This is a genomic window from Limnohabitans sp. 2KL-17, from assembly GCF_003063415.1.
In the GTDB taxonomy this organism is placed as follows: Bacteria; Pseudomonadota; Gammaproteobacteria; order Burkholderiales; family Burkholderiaceae_C; genus Limnohabitans_A.
Genome location: NZ_NESK01000004.1, coordinates 113,508 through 138,876 on the forward strand (window position 1 = coordinate 113,508; position 25,369 = coordinate 138,876).

The 25,369-nt window shown below is 57.9% G+C and carries 23 protein-coding genes; 6 read left to right on the plus strand and 17 right to left on the minus strand.

Going from position 1 to position 25,369, the window contains the following annotated elements; translation table 11 throughout:
* Positions 1–2 precede the first annotated feature (2 nt).
* The 5 genes from B9Z45_RS02985 to aroE form a co-directional block, all read right to left on the minus strand.
* Positions 3–1,793: an SIR2 family protein gene (locus B9Z45_RS02985; RefSeq protein ID WP_108405748.1), complete on the minus strand. Its 1,791-nt coding sequence runs from the start codon at positions 1,791–1,793 to the stop codon at positions 3–5.
* Between the two features lie 48 nt (positions 1,794–1,841).
* The gene (locus B9Z45_RS02990) at positions 1,842–2,519 is read right to left on the minus strand and encodes a DUF4276 family protein (protein ID WP_233252052.1); all 678 of its coding nucleotides are present in this window, start codon (positions 2,517–2,519) and stop codon (positions 1,842–1,844) included.
* The gene (locus B9Z45_RS02995) at positions 2,480–3,577 is read right to left on the minus strand and encodes an AAA family ATPase (RefSeq protein ID WP_108405750.1); all 1,098 of its coding nucleotides are present in this window, start codon (positions 3,575–3,577) and stop codon (positions 2,480–2,482) included. The genes B9Z45_RS02990 and B9Z45_RS02995 overlap by 40 nt, the downstream gene beginning before the upstream one ends.
* Before the next feature lie 132 nt (positions 3,578–3,709).
* Positions 3,710–6,601 carry an SNF2-related protein gene (locus tag B9Z45_RS03000; RefSeq protein WP_108405751.1) on the minus strand — a complete coding sequence of 964 codons (2,892 nt, stop codon included), beginning with the start codon at positions 6,599–6,601 and terminating at the stop codon, positions 3,710–3,712.
* 11 nt (positions 6,602–6,612) lie between these two features.
* Positions 6,613–7,443 carry a shikimate dehydrogenase gene (gene aroE / locus B9Z45_RS03005; protein WP_108405752.1) on the minus strand — a complete coding sequence of 277 codons (831 nt, stop codon included), beginning with the start codon at positions 7,441–7,443 and terminating at the stop codon, positions 6,613–6,615.
* Between the two features lie 119 nt (positions 7,444–7,562).
* Here aroE and B9Z45_RS03010 point away from each other — a divergent pair, with 119 nt between their 5' ends.
* Together B9Z45_RS03010 and B9Z45_RS03015 are read left to right on the plus strand one after the other, a co-directional pair.
* Positions 7,563–8,711: a PLP-dependent aspartate aminotransferase family protein gene (locus B9Z45_RS03010; RefSeq protein WP_108405753.1), complete on the plus strand. Its 1,149-nt coding sequence runs from the start codon at positions 7,563–7,565 to the stop codon at positions 8,709–8,711.
* Positions 8,671–9,972 (plus strand): MFS transporter, encoded by a 1,302-nt coding sequence (locus B9Z45_RS03015; RefSeq protein ID WP_233252053.1) that lies wholly within the window; start codon positions 8,671–8,673, stop codon positions 9,970–9,972. The genes B9Z45_RS03010 and B9Z45_RS03015 overlap by 41 nt, the downstream gene beginning before the upstream one ends.
* A 354-nt stretch (positions 9,973–10,326) precedes the next feature.
* Here the strand turns inward: B9Z45_RS03015 and B9Z45_RS03020 are convergent, their stop codons facing one another.
* The 9 genes from B9Z45_RS03020 to B9Z45_RS03060 all read right to left on the minus strand — a co-directional run bounded on the left by B9Z45_RS03020 (position 10,327) and on the right by B9Z45_RS03060 (position 19,562).
* Positions 10,327–11,508 (minus strand): MFS transporter, encoded by a 1,182-nt coding sequence (locus B9Z45_RS03020; RefSeq protein WP_108405755.1) that lies wholly within the window; start codon positions 11,506–11,508, stop codon positions 10,327–10,329.
* A gap of 3 nt (positions 11,509–11,511) precedes the next feature.
* The gene (locus B9Z45_RS03025; protein ID WP_108405756.1) at positions 11,512–12,468 is read right to left on the minus strand and encodes a Gfo/Idh/MocA family oxidoreductase; all 957 of its coding nucleotides are present in this window, start codon (positions 12,466–12,468) and stop codon (positions 11,512–11,514) included.
* A 42-nt stretch (positions 12,469–12,510) separates the two neighbouring features.
* On the minus strand, positions 12,511–14,055 hold the full coding sequence (locus tag B9Z45_RS03030) for a pentapeptide repeat-containing protein (protein WP_108405757.1): 1,545 nt from the start codon (positions 14,053–14,055) through the stop codon (positions 12,511–12,513).
* Complete coding sequence (locus B9Z45_RS03035; protein ID WP_158270371.1) at positions 14,052–15,215, minus strand: ATP-binding protein; 1,164 nt, start codon at positions 15,213–15,215, stop codon at positions 14,052–14,054. Before B9Z45_RS03035 ends, B9Z45_RS03030 begins: the two co-directional genes overlap by 4 nt.
* Before the next feature lie 106 nt (positions 15,216–15,321).
* The gene (locus tag B9Z45_RS03040; RefSeq protein WP_108405759.1) at positions 15,322–16,200 is read right to left on the minus strand and encodes a class III extradiol dioxygenase subunit beta; all 879 of its coding nucleotides are present in this window, start codon (positions 16,198–16,200) and stop codon (positions 15,322–15,324) included.
* Positions 16,201–16,237: 37 nt separating this feature from the next.
* Positions 16,238–16,675 (minus strand): protocatechuate 4,5-dioxygenase subunit alpha, encoded by a 438-nt coding sequence (ligA, locus tag B9Z45_RS03045; protein ID WP_108405760.1) that lies wholly within the window; start codon positions 16,673–16,675, stop codon positions 16,238–16,240.
* A gap of 3 nt (positions 16,676–16,678) precedes the next feature.
* A complete protein-coding gene (locus tag B9Z45_RS03050; protein WP_108405761.1) occupies positions 16,679–17,617 on the minus strand; it encodes an amidohydrolase family protein in 939 nt (312 codons plus the stop codon).
* 136 nt (positions 17,618–17,753) lie between these two features.
* A complete protein-coding gene (gene ligK / locus B9Z45_RS03055; RefSeq protein ID WP_108405762.1) occupies positions 17,754–18,437 on the minus strand; it encodes a 4-carboxy-4-hydroxy-2-oxoadipate aldolase/oxaloacetate decarboxylase in 684 nt (227 codons plus the stop codon).
* A gap of 96 nt (positions 18,438–18,533) precedes the next feature.
* Complete coding sequence (locus B9Z45_RS03060; protein WP_108405778.1) at positions 18,534–19,562, minus strand: amidohydrolase family protein; 1,029 nt, start codon at positions 19,560–19,562, stop codon at positions 18,534–18,536.
* A gap of 164 nt (positions 19,563–19,726) precedes the next feature.
* Here B9Z45_RS03060 and B9Z45_RS03065 point away from each other — a divergent pair, with 164 nt between their 5' ends.
* Positions 19,727–20,638 carry a LysR substrate-binding domain-containing protein gene (locus tag B9Z45_RS03065; protein ID WP_108405763.1) on the plus strand — a complete coding sequence of 304 codons (912 nt, stop codon included), beginning with the start codon at positions 19,727–19,729 and terminating at the stop codon, positions 20,636–20,638.
* A 41-nt stretch (positions 20,639–20,679) separates the two neighbouring features.
* Here the strand turns inward: B9Z45_RS03065 and B9Z45_RS03070 are convergent, their stop codons facing one another.
* Genes B9Z45_RS03070 through B9Z45_RS03080 form a run of 3 tightly spaced genes read right to left on the minus strand, consistent with a single transcriptional unit; the run spans position 20,680 to position 23,027 of the window.
* Positions 20,680–21,624, minus strand: coding sequence for an AEC family transporter (locus B9Z45_RS03070; protein ID WP_108405764.1), 945 nt, complete (start codon positions 21,622–21,624; stop codon positions 20,680–20,682).
* 45 nt (positions 21,625–21,669) lie between these two features.
* Positions 21,670–21,978, minus strand: coding sequence for a 2Fe-2S iron-sulfur cluster binding domain-containing protein (locus tag B9Z45_RS03075; protein ID WP_108405765.1), 309 nt, complete (start codon positions 21,976–21,978; stop codon positions 21,670–21,672).
* Complete coding sequence (locus tag B9Z45_RS03080; RefSeq protein ID WP_108405766.1) at positions 21,975–23,027, minus strand: aromatic ring-hydroxylating dioxygenase subunit alpha; 1,053 nt, start codon at positions 23,025–23,027, stop codon at positions 21,975–21,977. Before B9Z45_RS03080 ends, B9Z45_RS03075 begins: the two co-directional genes overlap by 4 nt.
* Positions 23,028–23,301: 274 nt before the next feature.
* Here B9Z45_RS03080 and B9Z45_RS03085 point away from each other — a divergent pair, with 274 nt between their 5' ends.
* The 3 genes from B9Z45_RS03085 to B9Z45_RS03095 form a co-directional block, all read left to right on the plus strand.
* Positions 23,302–23,679: a hypothetical protein gene (locus tag B9Z45_RS03085; RefSeq protein WP_108405767.1), complete on the plus strand. Its 378-nt coding sequence runs from the start codon at positions 23,302–23,304 to the stop codon at positions 23,677–23,679.
* Complete coding sequence (chrA, locus tag B9Z45_RS03090) at positions 23,676–25,076, plus strand: chromate efflux transporter (protein WP_233252054.1); 1,401 nt, start codon at positions 23,676–23,678, stop codon at positions 25,074–25,076. The genes B9Z45_RS03085 and chrA overlap by 4 nt, the downstream gene beginning before the upstream one ends.
* A 136-nt stretch (positions 25,077–25,212) precedes the next feature.
* Positions 25,213–25,369: uroporphyrinogen decarboxylase family protein (locus tag B9Z45_RS03095; protein WP_304481796.1), on the plus strand; the 157-nt coding region annotated here is incomplete at its 3' end.

The following is a 25,369-nucleotide window of genomic DNA, read 5'->3' on the forward strand; positions in this document are numbered from 1 at the left end:
CCTTAGCGTTTCCATTTCACCCACTGACAATAGCGGCTGAAATTTTCAAAAAACAATTCAAGTTTGCGTTCACTGCCTTGCGAGAAACCCGCATCCAAAAGTAATTTCCTCGTGGAAGCTGACTGCAACTCTTGTACCAATGGTCGCTGGACATCAAAATCAAATGCAACACGCCCAACAGGCATGAATGCAAGCAGCTCTCCATTGGCTTTACTCGCAATCGACCCCTCTAGCAGGTCGGCATCATTGGATTCAAAGTAAGCCAAAGAAGCAATCATTTCAAAACGCCCCATCAACAATGGAAATTGGATACCAATGCCGTCAAAACTCTTGCGCCATTCAGTCATGAGCTGCAGCAAATGGGTGCTCAGGGGCATTTTTTTATTGTCGAGACCTTCAAGTTGCTTCCAATTACGATCCTCACCACCATTCCAAACATCCAGAAATAGTTCCGAAACCAAGGTGCGTGCGTCAAGGCCTCGGCTCGGCAATTCAGTTCGCAAGAAAGAATGCAAATCATGCCACCGCTCGGCGCGGGTCAAGCCAAGGCCATACGCAGTAAAAATAAGCACGGCAGGGTAATGTCGCAATGCCAGCAGGTGAGTTATGCCACTTCCGTATTTATTGGCGTGTTGATCAAGGCTCCGCACCAGCCCAATGACCATCGGCAAATCTCGCCCATCTGCCCAGCGTCCCATGACAGACACCATACGCGCCAGGGGTTCCACCGCTGCCTCGTAACCTGCGATCAGTTTTCGAAATTGACCTTGCTTCAAATCATCAAAACCCGTGTAGCCAACGCCATCCAGTTGGTTCATCAGTCGATTCGACTCGTCGGCAAAAAGATCATCCAGCTGAATCCGGTACTCCGGCTTGGACAAATAACGCTTGGTGCTGCTGATCAGCAAGTCCATGCTGAGTGGGTTTTGGCGCTGGCTTTGGGTCAAAGTCTCTACGCGTTGCTGCAGGCCCTTGAAAAAATCATCCGCACCATTAATGGCCACTTGCTTGGCCGCTCTATGCCGAATCAGCGCTTGCGCACCCTCCCCGGCTTCACCTCGCAAGGCCCAATAGACGGGATATCGTCTGTTGGGTGCTCGTAAGAATGCAGATCTGAGCGCATGGTCCCACTCACCGGACCAACCACAAACGATCAACCCGTGTTCATCAAAGATGCGGTCCAAGAGTTTTTTATAGCTGGGTGGGTATGCGCTCAGCTCTGAATCGGTGTTCAAAATGCGGGCGTCTTTGTAGTCGCCATGCAGCTTGACCAAATAGCACTGGCTGTGAGTCAGCGGCTCAGCGCCTTTCAGCGCATCTTTAGAAGCCACCACCGTGGGCTCAATGCCTTGCTCGCGCAAGGCGTTTTCCATCAAACGGTCAAAGTTGGTGGTGATGATGACGCGAATAAAGCCACCACGCACCAAAGCGGCGATGGCGTGGTGCGCAGGGGTGGGCACTTTCTTGCCCTGCTCACGCTCATCTTCATTGGGCTCGATGTAGCTGTGCAAAATCGATCGGCGCTCTCCGGGCGTACTCGCGATTTGCTCCAGCAGATCAGAGTAGTTGGGCTCTTTGCCCGTGGTGGTGGTGTACCACTTGGCCCAATCTGCTTGGTCAGCCACACCTTGGACTTTTGCCACTTTCCGAACCAGATCAAGCGTAATCTCCCAGCCCGTGGGAATCTCAGCCGAACGGGACAAACCCGACCCCAGCAAGACGGCGAAAACGCCTTTGTTCTCAAAAACTGAAAACGAAATCTGGGTCAGCGTATCGCCTTGAAGCAAGCTCATTGATGTTGAATTCCCTGTTCATATTTCTGTTTTTCTAATTAGCTTGGACTACAGGCTTTCCATCCTGATGAGCCACTCATTGAAGTGGGGACATGCGCCACGCATTACATCCAAACCGATCTCACACGCGATCAGTGGTCCGTGAAATGTTTTTTGATATGCGGGTATCGCAGCCTCCACTCTTTTTGAGGGTGCCGTATGCGGACTGTCATTGATGTCTTCGGGGCTGGCATGTGCCTTGGCGACGGAAACCAGACCAGCTACCGTGTTCAGGTTGTCTGTCCACTCACTGAATTTTTCAGCCTGAGAGAAAAGGAGTGCTTCAAACTCGTGGACCTGAACATAAGGCAAAAAGTTGCGTAGAGAGATGTCGGCTGCCATCTGCAGTTCCAAGTATTGCGCTTTCTGTTGACCTGATCCCTGCACAACAAGGGACTTACCCGGAAAGTCTGTCGGCAACGCATACAAATCAAACATGGTGGTGATCCATGCCTCGGGGTCTTGCAAACACAAGCGCTGAATTTGTGGCCTGACCTTGGCATAACTGGTCATGCCACCTTTGTAGCCTGGGCTGGTACTGACAATGATGGGGGTCATGTAAAGCCCCATGCGTGCATAGTGCGGTTGCAGCAATTCCCGCACAAAGACTTCTTCAGTCTGCCCCTCCACCAGCAGTTTGATGCGTGTCATCGTGATGGTCTTCCACCCAGAAGGTTTTTCTTCCACAAATCACCCAAGCTGTAATCGGTCAACCACTCCTGCAGCGCCTCGCCTTCTGGCCGACTGAAGACAGATGAGCCTGCCTTCTTGTCCACCACAATCAGGTCTTCTAATTCAAATTCATTAACCAGTTCAACGGATTGGGTGGAAATGATCAGTTGATGTTTGTCTGCCGCTGCCTTCATGAGTGAACCCAAAACCGCAATGGCGAATGGGTGCAAACCCAGTTCGGGCTCGTCGATCAAGATGGCGGCAGGCATGAACGACTCGGGCTGCAACAAGACGGTAGCCAAACAGATGAAGCGCAAGGTGCCGTCAGACAATGCGCTGGCAGTAAATGGCACATCTTGTCCAGCTTCAGTCCATTCCAACTGGATTTTTTCGACGTTATCGACTGTTGGTCGCAAATGAAAGTCGCCAAAAAAAGGGGCCACCATTTGAATGGCTTTGACGATGCGGTTGTATTCAGACTCGTGGTGGTTTTTCAGGCGATACAAAAAGGCTGCCAAGTTGCGGGCATCATCACGAAGATATTCGTTGTCGTTGATGCCATGGACTTGCTTGACCATGGCCGAAACCGATGTGTCATGAAAGTGATAAAGCCGCCAGCTTCGAATCGGGGGCACAACGTAGTCGTAAACGAGCTTTTGCTTTTGAGTTTCTGCATAAGACTCAAAATGACCTGTTTGCGGCCTGAAGTCGCCCTTCATGTTCCACCACAAGGCCTCTCGTGCAAACATCATGCGGTTATCCTGCGTCGGCTTGAGGGTGAACTTGTAGCCGTTGTTACCAAAATAAAGCTCCGCTTGCAGTTCCTCAGTTTTTTTCCGCCCAAAGTGCAACATCGCATCAGGGCCACCCGCTTGCCCAACCGTGGCTTGCAGTTGCTGATCCAAGATTTTGTTGATCAGGCGAAAAAATCCAATCAAATTCGATTTGCCTGCACCGTTGGCTCCGATCAGTACATTCAGTTTGCCCATCACCAAATCACATTCAGCAATAGACTTGTAGCCGCGCAGCACCAAGCGCGACAGCTGGTTAGACGCATAGACTCTCTTAATCATGACGGAACCTGAACGGCATACCTCTGAACAAACCGACTCCCTTTTTTGACTGTCTTTTAAGGTTGCAGCCCCGAATTTTGAACGATCTCGGGACTTCCAACCGGTCATTATGAATACTTAGCGGGCAGTATTTCACTGTAGGCTCCATTCCACACTGAATAAAGTTTGCGCCACCACCTGCTGTCCCAGCTGCCCTTCCAGCCCCTCGATCAACTCATTGCGCTGGGCCTCGATTTCATCTTGCCGGGTGAACAGCTCCCTGCGCAGTTGGGTGCGTTTGGCTTCCAGCTCGCGCTGACGTTTTTGGCATGTCAGCTTGTCTTCCAGCGTGGCTGCTGTGGCCGCAGTGCGGCGCACGTCTTTGATGGCCAGGTCGATGGCCTTGATTTCTTGCTCCAGCCCCAGCTTCAGGTCATCGGCCCAAGCGTCGAGCTTTTCCACTTCTTTTTCGAAGTGCCCCAGGTTGCGGCGGTTCACGTCGCGCAAAAAGTCGCTTTGGCGCTCTAGCAGCGAGGCGTCCAGCGCTTGGTTGGTCGCGTCAAACAGGCCAGCCGTCAAAACTGCGCCGATTTGTGTGCGGGCAGGCAAACGCAAGAGTTTTTCAGGTACGTCATCGGGCAAGGCTTGCCCACCGTGAGTGGCGGCTGCCACCAACAAGCGTTGCTCCATGGTGCCCAGCGCGTGCACGGTGACCAGCTTCACCGTCATCCAGCCGCCCTGCCCTCTGAACGGCTTGAGGCTGCTGACGGTGTTGCCATAGGCGCTGTAGTCAAACTGCAATTGGCCGTGTGGCAGTTGGCGGGCCTTGGCGCGTTCAATGGCCCATTCGGCCAGCGGGTGGTCGGGTTTGTAGATGTGGGCTTCGCCCGTACGGCGGGGCAGTTCATAGCGGCCCAGCTCGGCGTTGGGCAGGCCTTCGGGGGTGCGGTGCAGGTCAAAACCGTCCGCATCAAAGCGGGCGCAGTCGGCCAGCTCAGCCTGGGTCAGGGCCATGAGCATTTGCTCAAAGCGGCCGCGAGCGCTGCGGCTGTCTTCGGCACGCAGGCGCAGTTTGTCTTGCACCTCTTCGTCAAAGTTTTCCAGCAAAAGTTGGCGGGTCTTGACCATGGCCTCGTCAATCTCGCCTTTCAGGTCCAGCTGCAGCTGCTCAAAGCTGGTTTTGATCTCTTGCGGGTCTCGGCAGTTTTGGTAGATGTCGGCAATGCGGCGCTCAAAATCCACTCCCGAGCCAATCGCGCCCAGCACTTCGTCGCTGGCCCCAAAAACGCCCTCAAAGAGCTGGAATTTTTCGGCCAACAGTTCGTACACGCGGGCGTCTGCTTCGTTGGTGCGGTCCACAAAATTGACCACCACCACATCAAACTTTTGGCCATAGCGGTGGCAGCGGCCAATGCGCTGCTCGATGCGCTGGGGGTTCCAGGGCAAGTCGTAGTTGATAACCAGCGAGCAAAACTGCAAGTTGATGCCTTCTGCACCGGCCTCGGTGGCGATCATCACCCGCCCCGCGTCCTTGAAATACTCGACCAATGCAGCACGGGTGTCGGCGGTTTTAGAGCCGGTGATGCGGTCTGTGCCTTGGTGCTTTTTGATCCAGTCTTTGTAGATGGCTTGGGCGCGTGCGTCGTTGTTGGTGCCATTGAAAAGCACGATGCCATCGCCGTAGGGGGTGCCAGCCAACAGTTCGAGCAAATAGTCTTGTGTGCGGCGGGACTCGGTGAAGATGATGGCTTTTTGCGGTGCACCCAATCGCGCCAGTTCGGTGAATGACCGGAACAATGCCGTGAGCAGGGCCTGGCCTTTGGCGTCGCCTTGTATTTGTATGGCCAGTTGTTTGAAGTGACGCAGCTCTTCAATCTCGGTAGCAATGGCTTGGCGTTGGCTGGCGTTTTCAGGGCGGCTTTGTCCCAGGGCACCCTCTTCGGAGCCACTTTCGTCGGCCATTGGGGCCAGCGCTTCGTAGTCTTGGTCCAGCTGGTCGATCATGTCCAGGTCGTCTGGCGTTTCGTCCAGCACGCCTTGCAGGCGTTTGGCCATGGTGTCCAGTGCGCCCGCAATGGCTTGGCTGGACGATGCCAGCAGCTTCCACAAGACCAGCGAGATCAGATGCCGCTGCCCTTCGGGCATGGCCTGCAAATTGGGGCGACGCAGGTAGTCGGCCACCAAATTGGAAAATTCACGCTCTTGGTCTGTCGGCGTGAATTCCTGCACGATGGCACGGCGCGCCGTGTAGGACACATAGGGCTGTACTTGTCTGCGAAGGGTTCGCTTGCAAATGGGGGCCAAACGGTTGCGCAGTGTCTCAAAGGTCTGGCCTTTGGTGGGCGTGGCAAATTGCGCTCGAAAGCTGTCTGCATCGCCAAATACCCGGTCATCGATCATGCTGACCAAACCATAAAGTTCAAGTAACGAGTTCTGCAACGGTGTAGCTGTCAGCAGCACTTTGGAATGGACCTTGTACAGGGCGTCCTTCAGAGTCTTGCCAATAACATTGTTCTTTTTATGGACGTTGCGCAGCCGGTGGGCTTCATCCATGACCACCAAGTCCCATTTCACTGTCTTGATGTCTTTGGCCTTGGATTTGGCAAACTGATAAGAACAAATCACGGGACCGCCATGACAGACGAATGGGTTGGCTTCGCCCGATTTTCGCAATGCATTGAAGTTTTTTGCTTCCAAAATTCGGCCTTGTAGGCTGAACTTTTCTTGCAACTCCTGATGCCACTGCTTGCGCAAGTTGGCTGGCACGATGATCAAAATCTTGCGACGACGCTCAGCCCAACGCTGAGATATGACCAGTCCAGCTTCAATGGTTTTGCCTAAACCCACCTCATCGGCCAGGATCACACCACGCGACAGCGGGTTTTGGCAGGCAAACAGCGCAGCCTCCACCTGGTGCGGGTTCAGGTCCACTTGGGAGTTGACCAAGGTCGAAGCCAGTGCCTCGACCGAGTCGGCCGCCGCCCGACGTGTGAGTTGCCATGCGTAATATTGGCTTTGGTAGGGCGTGATGCGAGATGCAGTCATGGGTTTATTGATCAGACCAGAGGCACGGTGAGTTGTTGGATCACCCCGGACGTGTCCGGACGCACGCCACGCCACCAGGCAAATGCCTCAGCGGCCTGCTCGGCCAGCATGCCCACGCCATCGGCCAGGCGCGTGACGCCTGCTTGTTGCGCCAGTTTCAGGAAGGGCGTGAGGCCCTTGCCGTAGGTCAGGTCATAGGCCAGACAGTCGGGTGAAAAAACACTGGGCGGCAAAGGTGGCAGCTCGGCCGTCAGGCTGGAAGAACTGGCGTTCAGCACCACGTCAAAAACCCCCGCCACATCGGCGTAAGCGGCCGCATGCACAGGCACCTTGCCACTTTGGTGTTGCTGGGCTAGCGCGGCCAATGCTTGCGCCTTGGACACGGTGCGGTTGACGATCACCAGCTCGGCAGGATGCTCGGCCAAAAGGGGCAGCAACGCGCCACGGGTCGCGCCGCCCGCGCCCAGAATCAAGACCCGGCGCCCCTTGATCGGACAGGCCAGGTTGTGCACCAGATCGCGCACCAGACCCACACCGTCAAAGTTCTGCGCATGGACCTTGTCGCCCTCAAACTTCAGGGCGTTGACAGCCCCGGCCATCTGCGCGCTGGGTGCCAGATCGGTGGCGTAGGCAAAGGCATCGAGCTTGAAGGGCGCGGTCACATTCATGCCCCGCCCACCCGCTGCACGAAACGCATCCAACGTTGCGGCAAAACCACCCACGGGTGCCAGCAGCTTGGTGTAGTCGATGTCCTGCCCGGTCACCTTGGCAAAAGCGCCGTGGATCAGTGGTGACTTGCTTTGCGCGATGGGGTTGCCGATGACGGCGTAACGGTCGGTCATGGATGATCCTAGAGCGTGAAATCTTTCTCCGCATCTTATCGCCTCGTACTGTCGCTACATATTCTCTTGCTTGTCATACACCTCTTGACTGATAATTTATTTTAGATATCATTTTGTGTATGAAAGAAAACAAATCACTACGTTTTGAAACATTGGCTGTACATGCGGGGCACGGCGTTGATCCTTCAACTGGCGCGGTGGTCAATCCGATCCACCTGTCCACCACCTTCGAGCGCGCCCCAGACGGCAGCTACCCGCACGGCTACCTGTACTCGCGCAATCACAACCCCAACCGCAATGGCCTAGAGGCAGCCCTTTCTGCGCTTGAAGGTGGCGCTGGCGCGGCTGCTTTTAGCTCAGGCCTGGCCAGTGTCACAGCCATTTTTCAGGGCCTGCAACCAGGCGACCATGTGGTGGCCCCATCCGACATTTACCATGGCACGGCCAATGTGCTTAAACACCTGTTTGCCAAGTGGCAGGTCAGCGCCAGCTTTGTAGATATGACACGCTTGGACGTGGTACGTGCTGCCATGCTGCCCAACACCCGCATCGTTTGGATAGAAACACCCTCCAACCCACTCATGCAATGCGTGGACATTGCTGCCGTGGTCGACATTGCCCACGCAGGCGGTGCCCGTGCCATTGCCGACAACACCTTTGCATCACCGGTGCTGCAGCGCCCACTGGAACTTGGTTGCGACATGGTCATGCACGCCACCACCAAATACCTGGGCGGGCGCAGCGATGTGCTGGGCGGCGCGGTCATCACACGCAGTGACGACGCGGACTTTGCCCTCTTACGCACGGCACAGTTGTTTGGCGGCGGTGTGCCCTCGCCATTTGACTGTTGGCTAATCATGCGCAGCTTGCCCACCCTGCCCTATCGCATGCAGGCCCACTGCACCAATGCCGACAAGGTGGCCCGATTTTTGAACGAGCACCGGCAGGTCAGCGCAGTGCACTACCCGGGTCTTGAAGACAACGACTTCCATGTCATCGCCAAAAAGCAGATGTCGGGCTTTGGCGGCATGCTGTCTTTTGAAGTCAAAGGCGGCAAGGACACCGCCATGGCACTGGCCGCACATGTCGAGATTTTCACCCGCGCCACCAGCCTAGGAGGTGTGGAAAGCTTGATCGAGCACCGCGCCTCGATCGAAGGACCTGAGAGCAAGACCCCACAAGGCTTGCTGCGTGTCTCGGTGGGTCTGGAGCATGCACAGGATCTGATTGACGACCTGGCACAAGCCATTGAGCGCGCCTGCGGCTGATCGCCAGCTTGCCAGGACCCGCCAGTCAATGGCCGTGGCCTTCATTGTTCTGGCGCAGTGCCTGAGCACCTCACTGTGGTTCAGTCCCAGCGGTGTGGCCGAAAGCTTGGTGCTCGAATGGCAGCTGAGCGCGGCCGCTTTTAGCTGGCTGCTGGCGGCCACCCAACTTGGCTTCATTGCGGGCACGCTCGCTTTTGCCTTCAGCGGCGTGGCGGACCGCTTTCAGCCCACACGGATTTTTGTGGTGTGCAGCTTGCTGGGGGCGCTTACCAATGCGGCCGTCACGTGGGGAGTGACCGATTACGGTGTGTTCTGGAGTCTGCGTTTTGTTGTGGGCATTTGCCTGGCCGGCATTTACCCGCTGGGCATGAAGATGCTGGTGCAGCGCGTGGACAGCAATCCGGCCGCAGCCTTGGGCTGGCTGGTGGGCATGCTGACTTTAGGCACGGCTATGCCGCACGGCTTACGAGCCCTGGGCCAAAGTTGGCCCTGGACCGAAGTGCTGCTCGGCTCGTCGGTGCTGGCGGTGGTTGGTGCGCTGCTGGTGGCCTGGGTGGGCCAGCCGCACAAGCAGCACCAGTCACCTTCAGTTCAGACTGGCCTTCAAGTCGCGCCCGTTCGCCTGAACACCCAGGCATTGCGCGAAGTCATCGCAGTGCGCGGCTTTCGCGCTTCGGCGCTGGGCTACTTTGGACACATGTGGGAGCTGTATGCTTTTTGGAGCGTGCTGCCCTGGCTGAGTCTGCCCATCAGCCGCTCACTGCTTGAAGCTGGGCATGGCTGGGCACCATCGGTGGCGCTCATCAGTTTTTGTGCCATCGGTATTGGCTTTTTCGGCTGCGTGCTTGGCGGCCTGTGGAGCCGCCGCGTGGGCAGTGCGCGGGTAGCGGCAACAGCCTTGGCCGCATCGGGCCTGATGTGCTTGGTCTACCCCTTCATACCCGGCACATGGCCGCTAGTGCAACTAGGATGTTTGATGTTCTGGGGTATTTGCGTAGTGGCCGACTCGCCACAGTTTTCGGCCATATCCGCACAGCAAGCGCCGCCGCAGTGGCTCGGCAGTGCACTGGTGCTCCAAAACGGCGTGGGGTTTTTAATTACCGTGGTCAGCATCTTGCTGTTGGGCTGGGCCGTGCAAAACTGGGGCAGTATGGCCCTGTTGCTACTGGCCCCCGGCCCGGTTCTGGGCCTGTGGGCCTTGCAGCCTTTGTTGGCGCCTGACGTGCAGAGCTCGCCACGAACCCTAGCAAAGCCGTTGTAGAAACCACTCTGCCATGCCAAGATTGGCTGTGTACATTCCCCCCCCAGCAGCTGAAACGCTCTCCACAACTTCTGAGCCGCGAGCAGACTACGGGCGACCGCGTCAAGACAGCGCCAAGCGCCGCGTTTGTGCGCAGTTATGCGGTGGGCAAGCAAGGTGCCATCCCACCAGAACCACAGACCCAGGTTCAGCAACAATGAAAGCGCACGGCACCCCAGAAATTCACTGTTCGGTATCGAGCAGCTGGCCAGAACAATTGGCCTATTGGTAGACACTCGCAGCCCTGTAGGCGATGGGCTTGGTACCCGCCATCAACACAATCGCCCACAACGGTGGGCTGCTCAAAAGCGATGCTCAGTGTCGCCCCACCAGCCTGTAAACCACGGTGCCCAAAACAGACACGCCCACTGCCGCAGCAGTGAAGGCATAGGGCAGCCAACCCCGGTCCACGCTCTGGGCCACCAGCAGCACGCCAGTCGACTGGCCAAAAAACAGCAGGCAGGCGAACAAGGTCACCGCCGTACCGCGAGAGGCGGGGGCCATTTGTGTCGCCTGGACCTGCAATGTGTTGTGCAACATGTAAAAGCCAAAGCCCGTGACAAAGCAGCCCAGCATGCCCAGCACCGGCTGGTTGGCCCAAGCCACCGTCAGCATGCCCAGCGCGATGCAGGCGGTGCCGGCTCTGACCAGACCGCGCTCGCCGCCCAGCCAGCCCATCCAACGCCGCGCCAACTGGCTGTAGACCAAGCCCCCCACGCCGTAAAGCATCATCACCGAGCCGGCAAAGACCAGGCTCATGTCGTATTGCTCGTGCAAATGGGTGGGGATGAAGGCCATGGCGCCAAAAACCAAAGCGCCCTCGATGGACGTCACTGCCAGGACCTGACGCACACGCTTCATGCGAAGGATCTGGAAGGTGTTGGCAAAGTACGCCTTGAAACTGGTGCCGCCGACGGCAGATGCTTGCGCAGGTGCGTTGCGAAACTTGCGCCACAGCATGAAGGCGGCAACTGAAAACACCGCAGACAACATGGCAAAAGCACTGCGCCAGCCCAGATGCTCGGCCGCAAAACCCCCGAACCACAAGCCGGCCATCATGCCGCTGACGGTGTAGCCCATGAACCTGGCCAGGGTTTCCTGGCGGCGGTCATAGGCCACCTGATCACCAATCCAGGCCATGGACAGCGGGATGATGCCTGCAGCCGCAGCGCCCATAAAGCCACGCATGACCACCAACAGCGTGAGGTCTGACGCCATGCTGGTGATGGCACTGAACACCGCGCAGGCCAGCACCGCCAAGGAGATCACACGCAATTTACCGAAACGGTCTCCCAGCGGCCCGTAAAACAATTGCAACACCCCATAGCACACGGCAAATACCGAGACCACACGCGATGCATCGCCCGTGGTGACCTGGAACTCTTGCCCCAGCACCACCAGCATCGGGTCGCACAGGCGCATCGAGGCCATGCTGGCAAAGCCCGCCAAGCCCATCACACGCAAGCTGTTGCGCTCAGCTTGCGCTGTGAATGTCATCGGTCAGCCCATCAGTTGTTGTTCCAGATCGTGCAGGACCTGGTAGCAAGGCAGCACTTGCGCGATGCTCGAGTTTGGCTCGCGGCCTTGCTGGATCGCCGCGAAAAATTCGCGATCTTGCAACTCGATGCCGTTCATGGACACGGCCACTTGGGAGACATCGATTTTTTCTTCCTTGCCCGTGAAGAGATCGTCGTAACGCGCCAGGTAGGTGCCGGTGTCGCCGATGTAGCGAAAGTAAGTGCCCAGCGGCCCATCGTTGTTGAAGCTCAGGCTGAGTGTGCAGAGTGCACCATTGGCGGCCTTGAGCTGGATGCTCATGTCCATGGCGATGCCCAACGCAGGGTGAATTGGGCCCTGGATGGCATTGGCCTTCACGATGGGGCTGCCGCACTGGTAGGCGAACAGGTCCACCGTGTGGGCAGCGTGGTGCCACAGCAGATGGTCGGTCCAGCTGCGGGCCTGGCCCAGCGCGTTCATGTTGGTGCGCCGAAAGAAATAGGTCTGCACATCCATTTGCTGAATGTTGAGATCCCCAGCCTGGACCTTGTTGTGCACCCACTGGTGGCTGGGGTTAAAGCGGCGGGTGTGCCCCACCATGGCCACCAAGCCGGTTTGTTGTTGCACGCGCAAGACTTCCTGGCCGTCTTGGTAGACATCACACAGCGGAATCTCCACCTGCACATGTTTGCCGGCTTTCAGGCAAGCCAGAGTCTGGCTGGCGTGCATTTGCGTGGGGGTGCACAAAATCACCGCATCCACCTCTTTCAAAGCCAGTGATTCGTTCAGGTCGGTGGTGGCATGTGCAATGCTGTATTTGGCAGCGACTTCTTTGGTTTTTTCGATGTCACGGCTGATCAGCGACACGACCTCGACGCCGTCGATGTTTCGGATGCCGTCCAGGTGCTTGATGCCGAAGGCACCGGCGCCAGCCAGGGCGACTTTGATGGTTTTGCTCATGTGACGTTCTTATAAAAAATGAATCCGAAAATCAAATTGAAGTTATTTGAGTTTGAAAAGATTGCGCAGACCCAAGCCGATTAGAAACAGCGCGGCGAGGCTGATGGTTTTGTGCGCGATCATCAGCGCCGACAAAACCAAGCTCCACCAAGCCCCTTCAGGCCAAAATGCTTTGCTAGCAGCTGCGCTCAACGTGTCCAAGCCAGGCAAAGGAAGGGTTTGCAAAAGAGAAAATCCCAACCACTGTGGGGCGAAATAGCAAGTCTGCACACTCAAACCACATTGCCCAAGCCAAGACAGCAGGCCAGAAATGACAGTCATCGCTGCCACGCCCAGCAGACCGTACATCAGAGGGCGCTTGACACTGAACCCATAGTCACTCAAACGCTTATATAGAAAAAATAAGCCCCGCTTGATGCCGGTCTCGCGCAGCGTTTCCTCCGCCATCTCCAGTCTGAAGAATCGCTGCTCTTCACGAATGGCCTGCTGTTTGCTGAAAGCAAGTTTAAGGGTACGGTAGGCTCGGGCGGCCTCTTCACTGCCCCGAGCCTTTGGGAACTTGGCACCCTCAAAACTGGTGTCTTGGTGCAGTTCGCAGCCGTGAAAAAAAGGGGGGAGTGCCATAAATACGGTGTCTGCCTGCCGGTTCGCCCAATCCTCCCAAACCGGACTGCCCTCATTGTCCAAAAGCGCTTTTCCATCAGGGTCTCGACTGACTGTTCTGATGCGATAGGGCAATGGGTAGTCTTCTCTAGTGAACAAAGTAGTGCCGACAAATTGACGACCTGTGAAATTCAGTTGTGACTGAAATTCCGCACCTGAAAAGGAAACTTCACAAATGGTGTTGGGTGCGGTGTTGTGTTTCGAAGCCCGCTGTTGAACAGAAACCCACAGTTGTTCCGTTTGAAAAAAATCAAGCAACTCATTCCACTCGGCAGCACTAAAGTCGGCGTAACCTTGCCATTGTGATGCGCAAAATCTTGTTCCGCGACCCCACATTGCACCTCTAAAGTTGGCATCTTCCCAGCTGGTCAATGAAAAGTCGCAACCAACACCGAAGATCGCAGCTTCAAAACGCGCGTTCGAGCCCCATTTGCCTCCCAAGAAAACCCCAAAATTACCCCATTGAGAGCCCTGAAAATTAGCCCAAGAACCAAAGTTAGCACCAGCAAAAATGGCATCATCGCCAATTGTTGCTCCCCTAAAGTCCAAATCGAAATCCCACCACGCACCAGTGAAATCAGCACCGTGATCAAACAGAAAGTGGGCGAAATTTTTCAATCGCCCGTCAAAATTTCCGAAATCAGAAATATTCGACCAATTCAATGTCTGAGATCTCGATTGACCCTTTGCAGGCGACCACTTTCGGTGAGAAGGAAACGCCCGCCTCCAAGCATTCCAAACCACATACCCCTTCCCCTCGCCTCCAACTTCATTGCTCTTCAAAGCCAATGCCAAACACCCTGCCTTACTGATGTTGTCGGGCGTGCCGTTTTCGGGATCACGAAAAATCTCTCGGATGGTTTCGCGCACAGGAATGCCGTCGATCTCCAGCGGCAATTTTTCGATGTCGGGATGCTCACTCATGTCTGCACCCCCAACACCCGCGCCACCTCTTGAAGAGTGATCACATGCGCGTTGTCTGCCAAAGGCCAAGACGCGCTGACAGGGGCCACCACATATGCGCGGCTGAGTTTCAAGTCGGTGATGGCGCTCCAAAAGCCTTTGGTCACGCGCGGTGCGTTGGAGAGTTTGATTTCAAAACCGATGCGTTCTGCCCCTGTGTCCACCACGGCGTCCATCTCAGCCCCAGCGGCTGTGCGGTAAAAGTTTAACGTGGCGTTGCCGCCTGATATCAAGGGCAACAAAGCTGCGATGTGGTTCATCACCAGACCCTCCCACGAATACCCAGACATGGGGTGACCTTGCAAATCGTGCGCGTTGCCAATGCCCAGCAGGGCATGCAGCAGGCCCGTGTCGCGAAAGTAGACCTTGGGCGATTTGACCAAGCGCTTACCCAAGTTGACGAAATAAGGTTCGACTTTGCGCACGATGAGGGCATCGCAAAAAATATCGAGGTAGCGCCCAACAGTGATGTGCGAGATGCCACCCATGGCCACGGCCAAGCTAGAGGCATTGAAGAGTTGCCCATGCTGGTGAGCCAACATGCGCAAGAAACGCCACAGGGTTTCGCCAGGAATGGTGATGCCCAGGGCAGGCAAATCACGCCGCACAATGGACTGCAAGTAGTCATTGCGCCAGCGCAATGATTGCGCATCGGTTTTGGCCAGCGCGCTCAGGGGCATTCCGCCACGCTGCCAATGCGCTTGCAAGGCCAACAACTGCTGTGTGGGATCTTGGCTGACTGTGGCTGTTTGTACTTCGTTCCACAGCAAGGATGGCAATTCCAGGTAGCTCACACGCCCCGCCAATGATTCTGCCGATTGCCGCAACAACGCCCCATTGGCCGAACCCAGCAGCAAAAAACGTCCAGGCCTGCGTTCAGCATCGATTTCTGGGCGAAGTTGTACAAACAACTTAGGCATGCTTTGCACTTCGTCAAGCACGATCAAGCGGCTTCGGTTTGCTGCAAAAAATGCGCTGGCTTGATCCAACTTGGCCCGGTCTTCGGACAATTCCAAATCCAAAAAAACCGCATCGGGTGTTTGCGAAGCCAAGGCACGCGCCAAGGTGGATTTACCCACCTGGCGTGCGCCCAGCAAGACCACACCGGGCGAATAATCCAAGCGTTCTTGAAGTTCATGGCTAAAAATACGATTAATCATCCTTGCATATTGCTATATTAAATATCAAAATGCAAGGAAAAAATTATCGACTTGGCCTTGAAAAACGTCAGTCATTCTTCAAAATCACATGCCCAACCGCCGTGTTGCTGGCAGGCACATGGTAGAAGCGGTGGAGCAGCTTGGGGGCTGGGCCGCTCATCTTGCCGCCCTCGATGTCGCTCATCGCGCCCCGGGCAATCAGCCACATCACCAGCTCGATGCCTTCGGAGCCGGCTTCGCGCACATAGTCGATGTGCGGCGTGGCGGCAGCGGCCACCGGGTTATGGATCAGCTGGTCGAGCCAGGCATTGTCCCACTCGCGGTTGATCAGGCCCGCACGCGCGCCCTGCAACTGGTGGCTCATGCCGCCCGTGCCCCAGATGTGCACGTTCAGGTCTTCGTCGTAGCTCTCGACCGCCTTGCGGATGGCCTGCCCCAGGTTGAAGCAGCGCTGGCCGCTGGGCACGGGGTACTGCACCACGTTCACGGCAAACGGGATCACCGGGCAAGGCCAGGCGTCTTTTACCGGGTCGAGCTCGCCGCACATCAGCGACAGCGGCACGGTGAGCCCGTGGTCCACGTCCATCTTGTTGACGATGGTCAGGTCAAAGTCTTGCTGGATGACCGAATGCGCAATGTGCGAAGCCAACTCGGGATGTCCCTTGACGACTGGCACGGGGCGTGGGCCCCAGCCTTCGTCGGCAGGCTTGTATTCAGCAGCAGTGCCAATGGCAAAGGTCGGGATCATGTCGAGGCTGAAGGCCGTGGCATGGTCGTTGAACACCAGGATGATGACGTCGGGTTTGTTGTCCTTCATCCATTTTTTGGAAAAGTCATAGCCCGCAAAAACGGGCTTCCAGTAGTCTTCTTGCGTCTTGCCCAGGTCCATGGCCGCGCCGATGGCGGGCACGTGCGAGGTGAAAACGGAGGCGGTGATTTTGGCCATGTGTGCTTCTCTGAAATTAATTGGGATCTGACCCCGATTAAGGTTTTTTGCCAGCTGCGCCTTGGGGCTGGTTCTGCGCTTGTGCATCGCCGTTTTCACCGATGTATCGGTTGCCCTCGACGCTGCGGCCGCCCTGGATCATCATGTTGCGGTACTCCTCTTCGGTCATGCCGGTCATGGAGCCCGCCATTTGCTGGAAGCTCTTGCCATCGGTCGCACCGATCTTGGCCAGAAAGTAAATGTTGCCACCGGTGCGCATGCACCAGTTCAGGTCGCGGGCCAGCACGGCCTGCTTTTGCTCTTCGGTCATGGGCCAATCGTCCAGGTAGGCACGCTCATTGGCCTTGAAAAGTTCGCGGTTTTCGGCCTTCATCAGCGACATGCAGAACTGGTTGAGCGCATAGCCTTTGCGCGATTGTTCGGCGTCAAAAATAATGGTGCCGGGCACGTCGGTGTAGGGTTTATCGAGGGCCATGGTTCAGGCTTTCAATTCTTCGGGCCAATACAGTCGCATCGGGTTGTCCACCAGCAGTTTCTTTTGCAGCTCGGTGGTCGTGGCGATGTGCGGAATGAAGTCGACCAGCAGGCCGTCGTCGGGCATGTGGTCTTTCAGGTTGGGGTGCGGCCAGTCGGTGCCCCACAGCACGCGGTCGGGGAATTCCTCAACGATGCGTTTGGCAAAGGGGATCACGTCCTGGTAAGCATGCTTCTCACCCTTCAAAGCCTTGGGGCCGGTGACCGACAGACGTTCGGGGCACGACACCTTGCTCCACACGTTTTGGTGCTCGCGCATGAACCGCTCGAACAGCGCAAATTGGGGTCCGTCCACCGGCAAGGACACATCGGGGCGGCCCATGTGGTCGACCACCACCGTGGTGGGCAATGTGGTGAAGAAGTCCCACAACTCGGGCAAGTCGACCGCTTCAAAGTAAATGACCACATGCCAGCCCCACTTCGCGATGCGGCTGGCGATCTCCAGCAGTTCGTCCTTGGGCGTGAAGTCGACCAGACGCTTGACGAAGTTGAAACGCACACCGCGCACCCCCGCGTCGTGCATGGCCTGAATCTCTGTGTCGGTCACGCTGCGTTTGACCGTGGCCACGCCACGCGCCTTGCCGCCCGAGTGCAGCAGCGCATCGACCATGGCCCGGTTGTCAGCGCCGTGGCAGGTGGCTTGCACCACCACGTTGCGCGCAAACCCCAGGTGATCGCGCAGCGCATACAGCTGCTGCTTGCTGGCGTCGCAGGGGGTGTATTTGCGCTCGGGGGCGTAGGGAAATTCTGATCCTGGTCCAAACACGTGGCAGTGCGCATCGACAGCACCCGCAGGCAATGTGAATGTCGGTTGGCTGGGGCCGGTGTACCAGTCCATCCAGCCAGCGGTTTTGGTGAAGTCACCGGTTGTGGGTTTGCTCACTTTTTTCTCCTGTTCATGTCAACCGCTGTCGCTTGCTGCGATGAGCGGCTGTGGCCGTATTGGGACGATTTGCTGGCCGAAGGACTGATGAGCCCCGAGACGGCCTCAGCTGCTCATCGCCCCCCTAAGCGGTTGATCAATCGATGTATTTCAAGCCAGCGGCTTCCAGCGGTTCGCGCATTTTGTACATGTCCAGGCCCAGCACCCCGGAAGCAAGTTTGGCGCGTTTTTCGCCTTCGTTGGCTTCGCGGGCCTGCGCAGCTGCCAAGGTCTTGGCCGCCATCGCCTTGGGCACACAGACCACGCCATCGTCATCGGCCACGATCACGTCACCGGGGTGCACGATCATGCCGGCGCACACCACAGGGATGTTCACCGAGCCCACGGTTGCCTTGATCGTGCCCTTGCTGCTGATGGCTTTGCTCCAGACAGGAAAACCCATACGGGTCAACTCTTTCACATCGCGCACACCCGCATCAATGATCAGGGCGCGGGCACCACGGGCCTGAAACGAGGTGGCCAGCAGATCGCCAAAATAGCCATCGGTGCATTCGGCGGTGATGGCAGCCACCACGATGTCACCAGGCTGGATCTGCTCGGCGACCACATGCATCATCCAGTTGTCACCGGGGTGCAGCAGCACCGTGACGGCCGTACCGGAGACTTGCGCGCCAGCATAGATAGGACGCATGAAGGGTTTCATGAGGCCCACACGGCCCATCGCTTCGTGCACGGTGGCCGAGCCCAAAGCGGCCAGATCGTCGGTGACTGATCGGTCAGCGCGGGTGATGTTGCGGTAGACAACGCCAAGTTCGTACATATTCATCTCCTCTTAATCAGTTGGTGACAGAGCTAAAGATCTGTCACACAAAATTCATCAGATGTGACAGCGCTAAAGATCTGTCACACAAAGTCATTAGATTCCTTTGGCCTTGAGTTGGTCGTCCAGGCGTTTGAACACGCGGCGGGCGTTGCCTTCGTAGACCATGTAACGGTCTTCATGGCTCAGGTTGGCCGTGGCTTGCACATAGCGTTTGGTGTCGTCAAAGTAATGGCCGGTTTCAGGGTCGATGCCACGCACCGCGCCGATCATCTCAGACGCGAACAGGATGTTCTTGACCGGGATCACCTTGGTCAGCAGATCGATGCCGGGCTGGTGGTACACGCAGGTGTCAAAGAAAATATTGTTCAGCAAGTGTTCCGACAGCAAGGGCTTTTTCAGCTCTTGCGCCAGCCCCCTGAAACGGCCCCAGTGGTAAGGCACAGCGCCGCCGCCATGCGGGATCAGGAACTTCAAGGTGGGGAAGTCTTTGAACAAGTCGCTGGTCAGGCATTGCATGAAGGCGGTGGTGTCGGCGTTCAGGTAGTGCGCACCGGTGGTGTGAAAGCAGCTGTTGCAGCTGGTCGACACGTGAATCATGGCGGGGATGTCGTACTCGACCATCTTTTCATAAATGGGGTACCAGGCCTTGTCGCTCAGCGGGGGCGATGTCCAATGGCCGCCCGATGGATCGGGGTTCAGGTTGATGCCGACGTTGCCGTATTGCTCGACACACTTGACCAGTTCGGGGATGCAGGTGGCTGGATCGACACCGGGCGACTGGGGCAACATGGCCGCAGGCACGAAATGGTCGGGAAACAACTGCGCCACGCGAAAGCACAGCTCGTTGCAAATGGCGGCCCAGGTGGACGAGACATTGAAGTCCCCAATGTGGTGGGCCATGAAGCTGGCGCGGGGGCTGAAGATGGTCAGGTCCGAGCCGCGCTCTTTCATCTTGGCCAACTGATTGGTCTCGATGGTCTCGCGCAATTCGTCGTCGCTGATTTTCAGCTCGGACACTTTGGGCATGGCAGCAGGGTCTTTGATGCCCGCAATCTGGCGATTGCGCCAGTCTTCCAGCGCCTTGGGGGCGGTGGTGTAGTGACCGTGTACATCGATGATCAAGGGCTGTTTTTGGCTCATGCGCGATTCCTGGGTGGAGAAAAGTCTGAACACGATTGTGCCGCCATGCCCTGCCCGCACAAAGCCACCGCGGCCTCTACCAGCTAGAACAAATCAGCATAACCAAGCAATTGATATGACAAAATAGCAAGCCTTGAAAGACCCCCATGGACCTCAAACAGCTGGAATACTTTGTGCGCGTGGCCGAACTGGGCAGCTTCACCCGCGCCGCCCAAGCCCTGAACATTGCCCAACCCGCGCTGAGCCGCCAGGTGCGCCTGCTGGAGGTGGAACTGCGGCAAAACCTGCTGGTGCGCAATGGCCGGGGCGCCACCCCCACGCAGGCGGGGCAGCTGCTAATGGAGCACGGGCGGGGCATCTTGCACCAGGTCGAGCGTGCCCGGGAAGAACTGGGCCGGGTGCGCAGCGGCCTGTCGGGTCGGGTCGCTTTGGGTCTGCCGCCCAGCGTGGCACGCGTGCTCACCGTGCCGATCACGCGGGCTTTCCGCTTGAAAATGCCCGAGGCCCAGTTGTCGATCAGCGAGGGCCTGTCAAGCGCCATGCAGGAAAACCTGCAAAACGGTCGCCTGGACATTGCCGTGCTTTACAACCCCAGCCCAACCTCCGGTATCGAGCACACCCCGCTGCTGCGCGAAGAATTGCTGCTGGTACAACCGCGACCGCCCGGCCTGCAAGAAGACCCACCGCCACCGCCTGTTCGCCTGCACGATGTGGCTGCACTGCCCCTGATCATTCCGACCCGCCCGAATGCGATCCGCATGCATGTCGAATCCGAAATGGCGGCGATTGGTTGCCGCCCACAGATTGCCCTGGAAATCGATGGTGTGGGTGCCATCCTCGATCTGGTGGCAGACGGTGCAGGCTACGCCATCCTGTCGCGCAACGCGGTCATGCGCTCGGTGCGGCCATCAGCGTTTTCAGTGCGTCAGGTGTGCGCGCCGGCGCTGACCATTCAGCTGACCACGGCCATCAGCTCCTTGCGCCCGACCACCCTGACCCAACAAGCGACCTTGGCGCTGATTACCGAACTGGCCGGGCCATGGCTCACGCCAAAGTGATGCACAGGCAAGCCTGCGCGATGGCCATTGGGGCTCAGGGCTCAGGACTTGAGCACCCACAGCACCGCGCTCAGCGTGAAGAAAGACAACACCGTGGTCACCAGCAAAGCCGCAGCGCTCACGGCGCCGTGCCCGTGGCGTTGGCTCAGGATGGTGTAGATGCCCAGCATGGGCATGGCCCCGGTGAGCAAGGCGGCTGCGCGCAAAGCCGGGTCATCGATCGGCACCCACCAGGCCACCACCGCCCAAATGGCCAACGGGTGAATCAGCAATTTACCCACTGCGATTTGGGTCACCGGCATTTTCAGACCATCGACCTTCAGGCCCACCAAAGCCCCCCCGATCACAAAAAGCGACAAGGCTGCGCTGGATTGTGCAAAAAGGTTGATGGTGCGGCCGATGGCAGTGGGCATGAGCAGGCCTGACCAGGAAAACAAGAACCCACCCAGAATGCCCCAGATCATGGGGTTTCTGGCCAGATTCCTGAACGTTTCCCCCAGCACCCGCTGCCACCGACTGGACTGCCCGCCTTGTGAATCGGCGATGGCCATCAGCAGGGGGAGCAACAAAAAATTCTCGATCACCATGTTGAGGGCCAGCGCTACGCCCGCCACCGGTCCCAAAGACAACAAGATGATCGGGTAGCCAACAAAACCGCTGTTGGGGCAACACATGCCCATGGCCATGGTGCTGCTGTAACTCAGGCTGTAGCCTTTGATCTTGCGCGCCCACCACAAGCCCAAGAGCATCACCAGCAAGGAGCCCAGTGCGTAAGCCCCTAAATATTGCCCATTGAGAATTTCGCCCACACTGCGCTGCGACAACGCATTGAACAACAAGGCCGGCAATGCCAAATGGATGGTGAACTTGCCAAACAACTGCATGTCAGCCTTGGCAAAAACCCCGTACCGGGTGCACAAAAAGCCCAGCGCAATGGCCAGATAGATCGGGCCGGTGATGCCCAGGATGTCCAAAGTAGCGTTCATCGATTGTTCATCATGACTTTCAAAACCAGCCCGATGGTCTGCACCTTACAAATCCAGCACCAACCTGGCCGTCTGGCTGCGTGAGCAGCACACCATGATGCAATCACCTTTGGCCTGCTCTTCGGGCGTGAGGTACATGTCCCAATGGTCGGGCTGGCCCGCCACCACCGGGGTCAGGCAGGTGCCGCAGATGCCTTGCGAGCATGAAAAAGGCACATCAAGCCCGGCGTCTTGCAGGACGGCCAAGATCGACTGGTCTTTGCTGACTGTCAGGGTCTGGCCACTTTTTTGCAAATGCACTTCAAAGCCGCCGTCGGCGGCCAGCGGAATTTGGGTCGGGTCTGTCGTGTTCATGCGGTGATTTCGGTCGGTTGTTCTTGGGCCAGTAAGCGGTCGATGATGCGGCGCGACTGAACGCCCCCCGCATCGATGTTGAGCATCAGCAATTTTCGCTCCGGCCATGCGCTGATGTTCTTTTGCTGCAATTGCAGCATCTCCATGTCTTCGTTGAAGATGCCGCCTTGGCCCTGGCGGATCTTGTCGGTCAATGCGGCGTCTTCCGGCTTGAACTGCCGGGCCATGCCCCAGTGGTACCAGTGCGAGGTTTCGGTCTCGGGCGTGATGAAGTCCACCACCACACTGTAGGCTTTGTGCTCGGGTGCGGCGTCAAAGCCGCCTTTGCCCGCAAGCGCCACGCCAACATCGATCATGATGTGGCTGGGCGGTGTGAAACGGCAAATTTGCCAGCGGTCGACCGTGGCTTGCGGGTCGAGGCCATTGGCGCTCATGGCCATTTGCCAGAACGGAGGTGCCTTGATGCCTGCCATGTGGCGCTGGAGGATGACTTGGTCACCCTCCACGGTGGTGGTGGATGGGGTCTCGTCGATCTCAGGCTGGCCGATGCTGGTCGCGTGCACATAGGTCTCGTGCGTCAGGTCCATCAGGTTGTCGACCATCAGGCGGTAGTCGGCCTGCACGTGGTAAAGCCCGCCGCCATAAGCCCAAGCGGGGTTGTCAAAAAACTCGAACATCGGCATCTTGGCCGCGTCGGCCTGGGCCTGATCGCCCGGCCAGACCCAGACAAAACCATAGCGCTGCAGCACGGCGTAGCTTTTGATCGCCGGGAAGCCTCGCACGCGTTGACCGGGCATGTGCACGGTTTGGCCGTTGCAACCCATCTCCAGCCCGTGGTAGCCACACACCAGTTTGCCTTCACAAACCTTGCCCAGCGACAAGGGCGCGCCACGGTGCGGGCAGAAGTCTTCGACCGCGGCCAGCTGACCGTCAGGGCCTTTGAAGAAGACCATCTTTTCGTTGCAGATGGTGCGGCCCAGGGGCTTATTGCCCAGCGCATCCAGTTCGGTCAGGGCACAAACCACGTACCAAGTGTTTTTAATGAACATGTTTCAGCTTTGGAAGATCAAAAAATTCAGGGCTTGCGGGCCACCTTCTTCGATAGCTTCAGGGGCCTGATGACGAACGGACGACGCTGGCACAGGACAGATTTGGAAAAATGGCATTAAACCATCAACAAGCCCATCCCTGCGTCAAACCATCCCTCAAAAATCATCAGTCGCTTATTTTTTTAGGCTATCTACATGCTTTATGTATTCAACCACTGCGCACGGCAAGCGATCAAGGGCGGCGACAATCGAGATGGCTTGGAGGAACGCCCTGATGGATTTGCACTTACTGGACTTTGAATGCACCGAAGACGCCGACGGTCTGGTGTGCTGGGACGCCTTGGCGCAACCGCTGGCCCGTCACAACAACGCCTTGCTGCAAGAGGTGTCGCAAGTGCTGGCCTGGGCCTTCCGTTTCGACCCGCAAGGGCCCGGCCCATTGGAGGACGGTGCGCTTTGGGACTATGACCTGCAGGCCACGCTGCACGGCGATGGCCAGTTGCCGCTGGCCGCCCGCATTGAGTTCAGCCCGGCTACAGGCCAAACCACCCTCACACCCCCTGCATTGGACCAGCGGATTGCCCTGAGCTTGAGCCTGAGCGGCGCACCTGGCTTTGTGCAAGCCTTTCGCGACCACTGGGGTGCGCCATGACGCGCCCCACGACAAGAGACATGCCGCCTTCCGTGCCAGCGCCCTCGCCCATCGGGTTCAGGCAAGCACTCCAATTTTGGTTCTGGTTGGGCTGCGTGAGCTTTGGCGGACCTGCGGCTCAGATCGCATTGATGCACGAAGAACTGGTGGTGCGCCGCCGCTGGATTTCTGAAAAGCGCTACCTGCACGCGCTGCATTACTGCATGCTGTTGCCCGGCCCTGAAGCGCAGCAACTGGCCACTTACATCGGCTGGCTGATGCACGGTACACGCGGCGGCATCGCGGCAGGGGCCTTGTTTGTGCTGCCTTCTTTGGTGCTTTTGATTGTGCTGAGCTGGGCCTACACCGCCTGGGGCAATCACCCTTGGGGGCAGGCACTGCTTTGGGGACTCAAGCCTGCCGTGACTGCGCTGGTGCTGCACGCGGCGCACCGCATGGCCAAGCGCACACTGCGGGCACGCTGGCTATGGGTGCTGGCCACCTTGTCGTTGTTGGGCATGCTCTGGGGCCTGCCTTTTCCCGTGATCATTTTGGGGGCGGCGGCCGTGGGTTACTACATGTCACGCCAACATGCCGATCAGGCCCCCCTCAGCGCATCCGCATCCGCAACCGCTTTCACGGCATCGCTTGCAGCAGCCATGCCAGCCGCACCCAGCGCCGAACCCGATGCGCAACATGCCTGGCTGGATGACCCTTCTGCCCCGACAGCGCACACACAGTTCAGCATGCAACGCATGTGGCGCGGACTGGCCGTGGGCTTGGGCTTGTGGCTGCTGAGCCTGGGCCTGCTCGCCTTGGCGTTTGGAGTGGGCCACCCCCTCACACAGATGGGTGGCTTTTTCACCCAAGCGGCTTTGCTGACTTTTGGCGGCGCTTATGCGGTGCTGCCCTATGTAACGCAGGCGGCGGTGTTGCAATACGGCTGGCTGACGGCGGCGCAAATGATGGACGGTCTGGCCTTGGGCGAGACCACGCCCGGTCCGCTCATCATGGTGGTCGCCTTTGTGGGCTTTTTGGGCGGGCACAGCCAGGCCTTGCTGGGCCACCCCTTGCTGGGCGGCATTGTGGCGGCTTGCGTGGTGACCTGGTTCACGTTTTTGCCCTCGTTTGTCTTCATCCTGGTGGGCGGGCCTCTGGTCGAGTCGACGCGGCACATGCCTTCTCTGAGCGGGCCGCTGCAAGCCATCACGGCCGCTGTGATCGGGGTGATCGTCTACCTGGCCGGTGTGTTTGCGCGCCAAACCTGGCTGCCCGGTGGCTGGCACAGCCTGCCTGATCTGAGCGCAGTCGTGCTGACCCTGCTGGCGACCTGGGCCTTGGTCAACAAAGGCTACCCTGTGGTGCGGGTGCTGGCTGGCTGCGTGGTGCTGGGACTGATCCGTCATGCGGTGTTTTGAACCGCGATTGCGCTGCGGCTTGCGCGGTACAACAACACACGGCAAGCCAAGCCTGCAGCCTGCGCTTTTCGTGCTGGACCCCTGCTTTGCGGCCTGACACAATGCCGCCATGAATCCAAGCTCTTCACCCTCCTCCATGGCCCCAAACTCCCCCATCGCATCGTCGGCGTTTGCCCCCTTGCAAAACGACACTTTCTTGCGCGCCTGCCTGCGCCAAGCCACCGACCACACCCCCGTCTGGCTCATGCGCCAGGCCGGGCGCTACCTGCCCGAGTACCGTGACACCCGCGCCA

Excerpts from the sequence above, each read along its gene's own strand:
- B9Z45_RS02985 (WP_108405748.1), bottom strand. The coding sequence starts at position 1,793 with ATGAGCTTGCTTCAAGGCGATACGCTGACCCAGATTTCGTTTTCAGTT.
- B9Z45_RS02995 (WP_108405750.1), bottom strand. The coding sequence starts at position 3,577 with ATGATTAAGAGAGTCTATGCGTCTAACCAGCTGTCGCGCTTGGTGCTG.
- B9Z45_RS03000 (WP_108405751.1), bottom strand. The coding sequence starts at position 6,601 with ATGACTGCATCTCGCATCACGCCCTACCAAAGCCAATATTACGCATGG.
- aroE (WP_108405752.1), bottom strand. The coding sequence starts at position 7,443 with ATGACCGACCGTTACGCCGTCATCGGCAACCCCATCGCGCAAAGCAAG.
- B9Z45_RS03010 (WP_108405753.1), top strand. The coding sequence starts at position 7,563 with ATGAAAGAAAACAAATCACTACGTTTTGAAACATTGGCTGTACATGCG.
- B9Z45_RS03020 (WP_108405755.1), bottom strand. The coding sequence starts at position 11,508 with ATGACATTCACAGCGCAAGCTGAGCGCAACAGCTTGCGTGTGATGGGC.
- B9Z45_RS03025 (WP_108405756.1), bottom strand. The coding sequence starts at position 12,468 with ATGAGCAAAACCATCAAAGTCGCCCTGGCTGGCGCCGGTGCCTTCGGC.
- B9Z45_RS03030 (WP_108405757.1), bottom strand. The coding sequence starts at position 14,055 with ATGAGTGAGCATCCCGACATCGAAAAATTGCCGCTGGAGATCGACGGC.
- B9Z45_RS03040 (WP_108405759.1), bottom strand. The coding sequence starts at position 16,200 with ATGGCCAAAATCACCGCCTCCGTTTTCACCTCGCACGTGCCCGCCATC.
- ligA (WP_108405760.1), bottom strand. The coding sequence starts at position 16,675 with ATGGCCCTCGATAAACCCTACACCGACGTGCCCGGCACCATTATTTTT.
- ligK (WP_108405762.1), bottom strand. The coding sequence starts at position 18,437 with ATGTACGAACTTGGCGTTGTCTACCGCAACATCACCCGCGCTGACCGA.
- B9Z45_RS03065 (WP_108405763.1), top strand. The coding sequence starts at position 19,727 with ATGGACCTCAAACAGCTGGAATACTTTGTGCGCGTGGCCGAACTGGGC.
- B9Z45_RS03070 (WP_108405764.1), bottom strand. The coding sequence starts at position 21,624 with ATGAACGCTACTTTGGACATCCTGGGCATCACCGGCCCGATCTATCTG.
- B9Z45_RS03075 (WP_108405765.1), bottom strand. The coding sequence starts at position 21,978 with ATGAACACGACAGACCCGACCCAAATTCCGCTGGCCGCCGACGGCGGC.
- B9Z45_RS03080 (WP_108405766.1), bottom strand. The coding sequence starts at position 23,027 with ATGTTCATTAAAAACACTTGGTACGTGGTTTGTGCCCTGACCGAACTG.
- B9Z45_RS03085 (WP_108405767.1), top strand. The coding sequence starts at position 23,302 with ATGGATTTGCACTTACTGGACTTTGAATGCACCGAAGACGCCGACGGT.
- chrA (WP_233252054.1), top strand. The coding sequence starts at position 23,676 with ATGACGCGCCCCACGACAAGAGACATGCCGCCTTCCGTGCCAGCGCCC.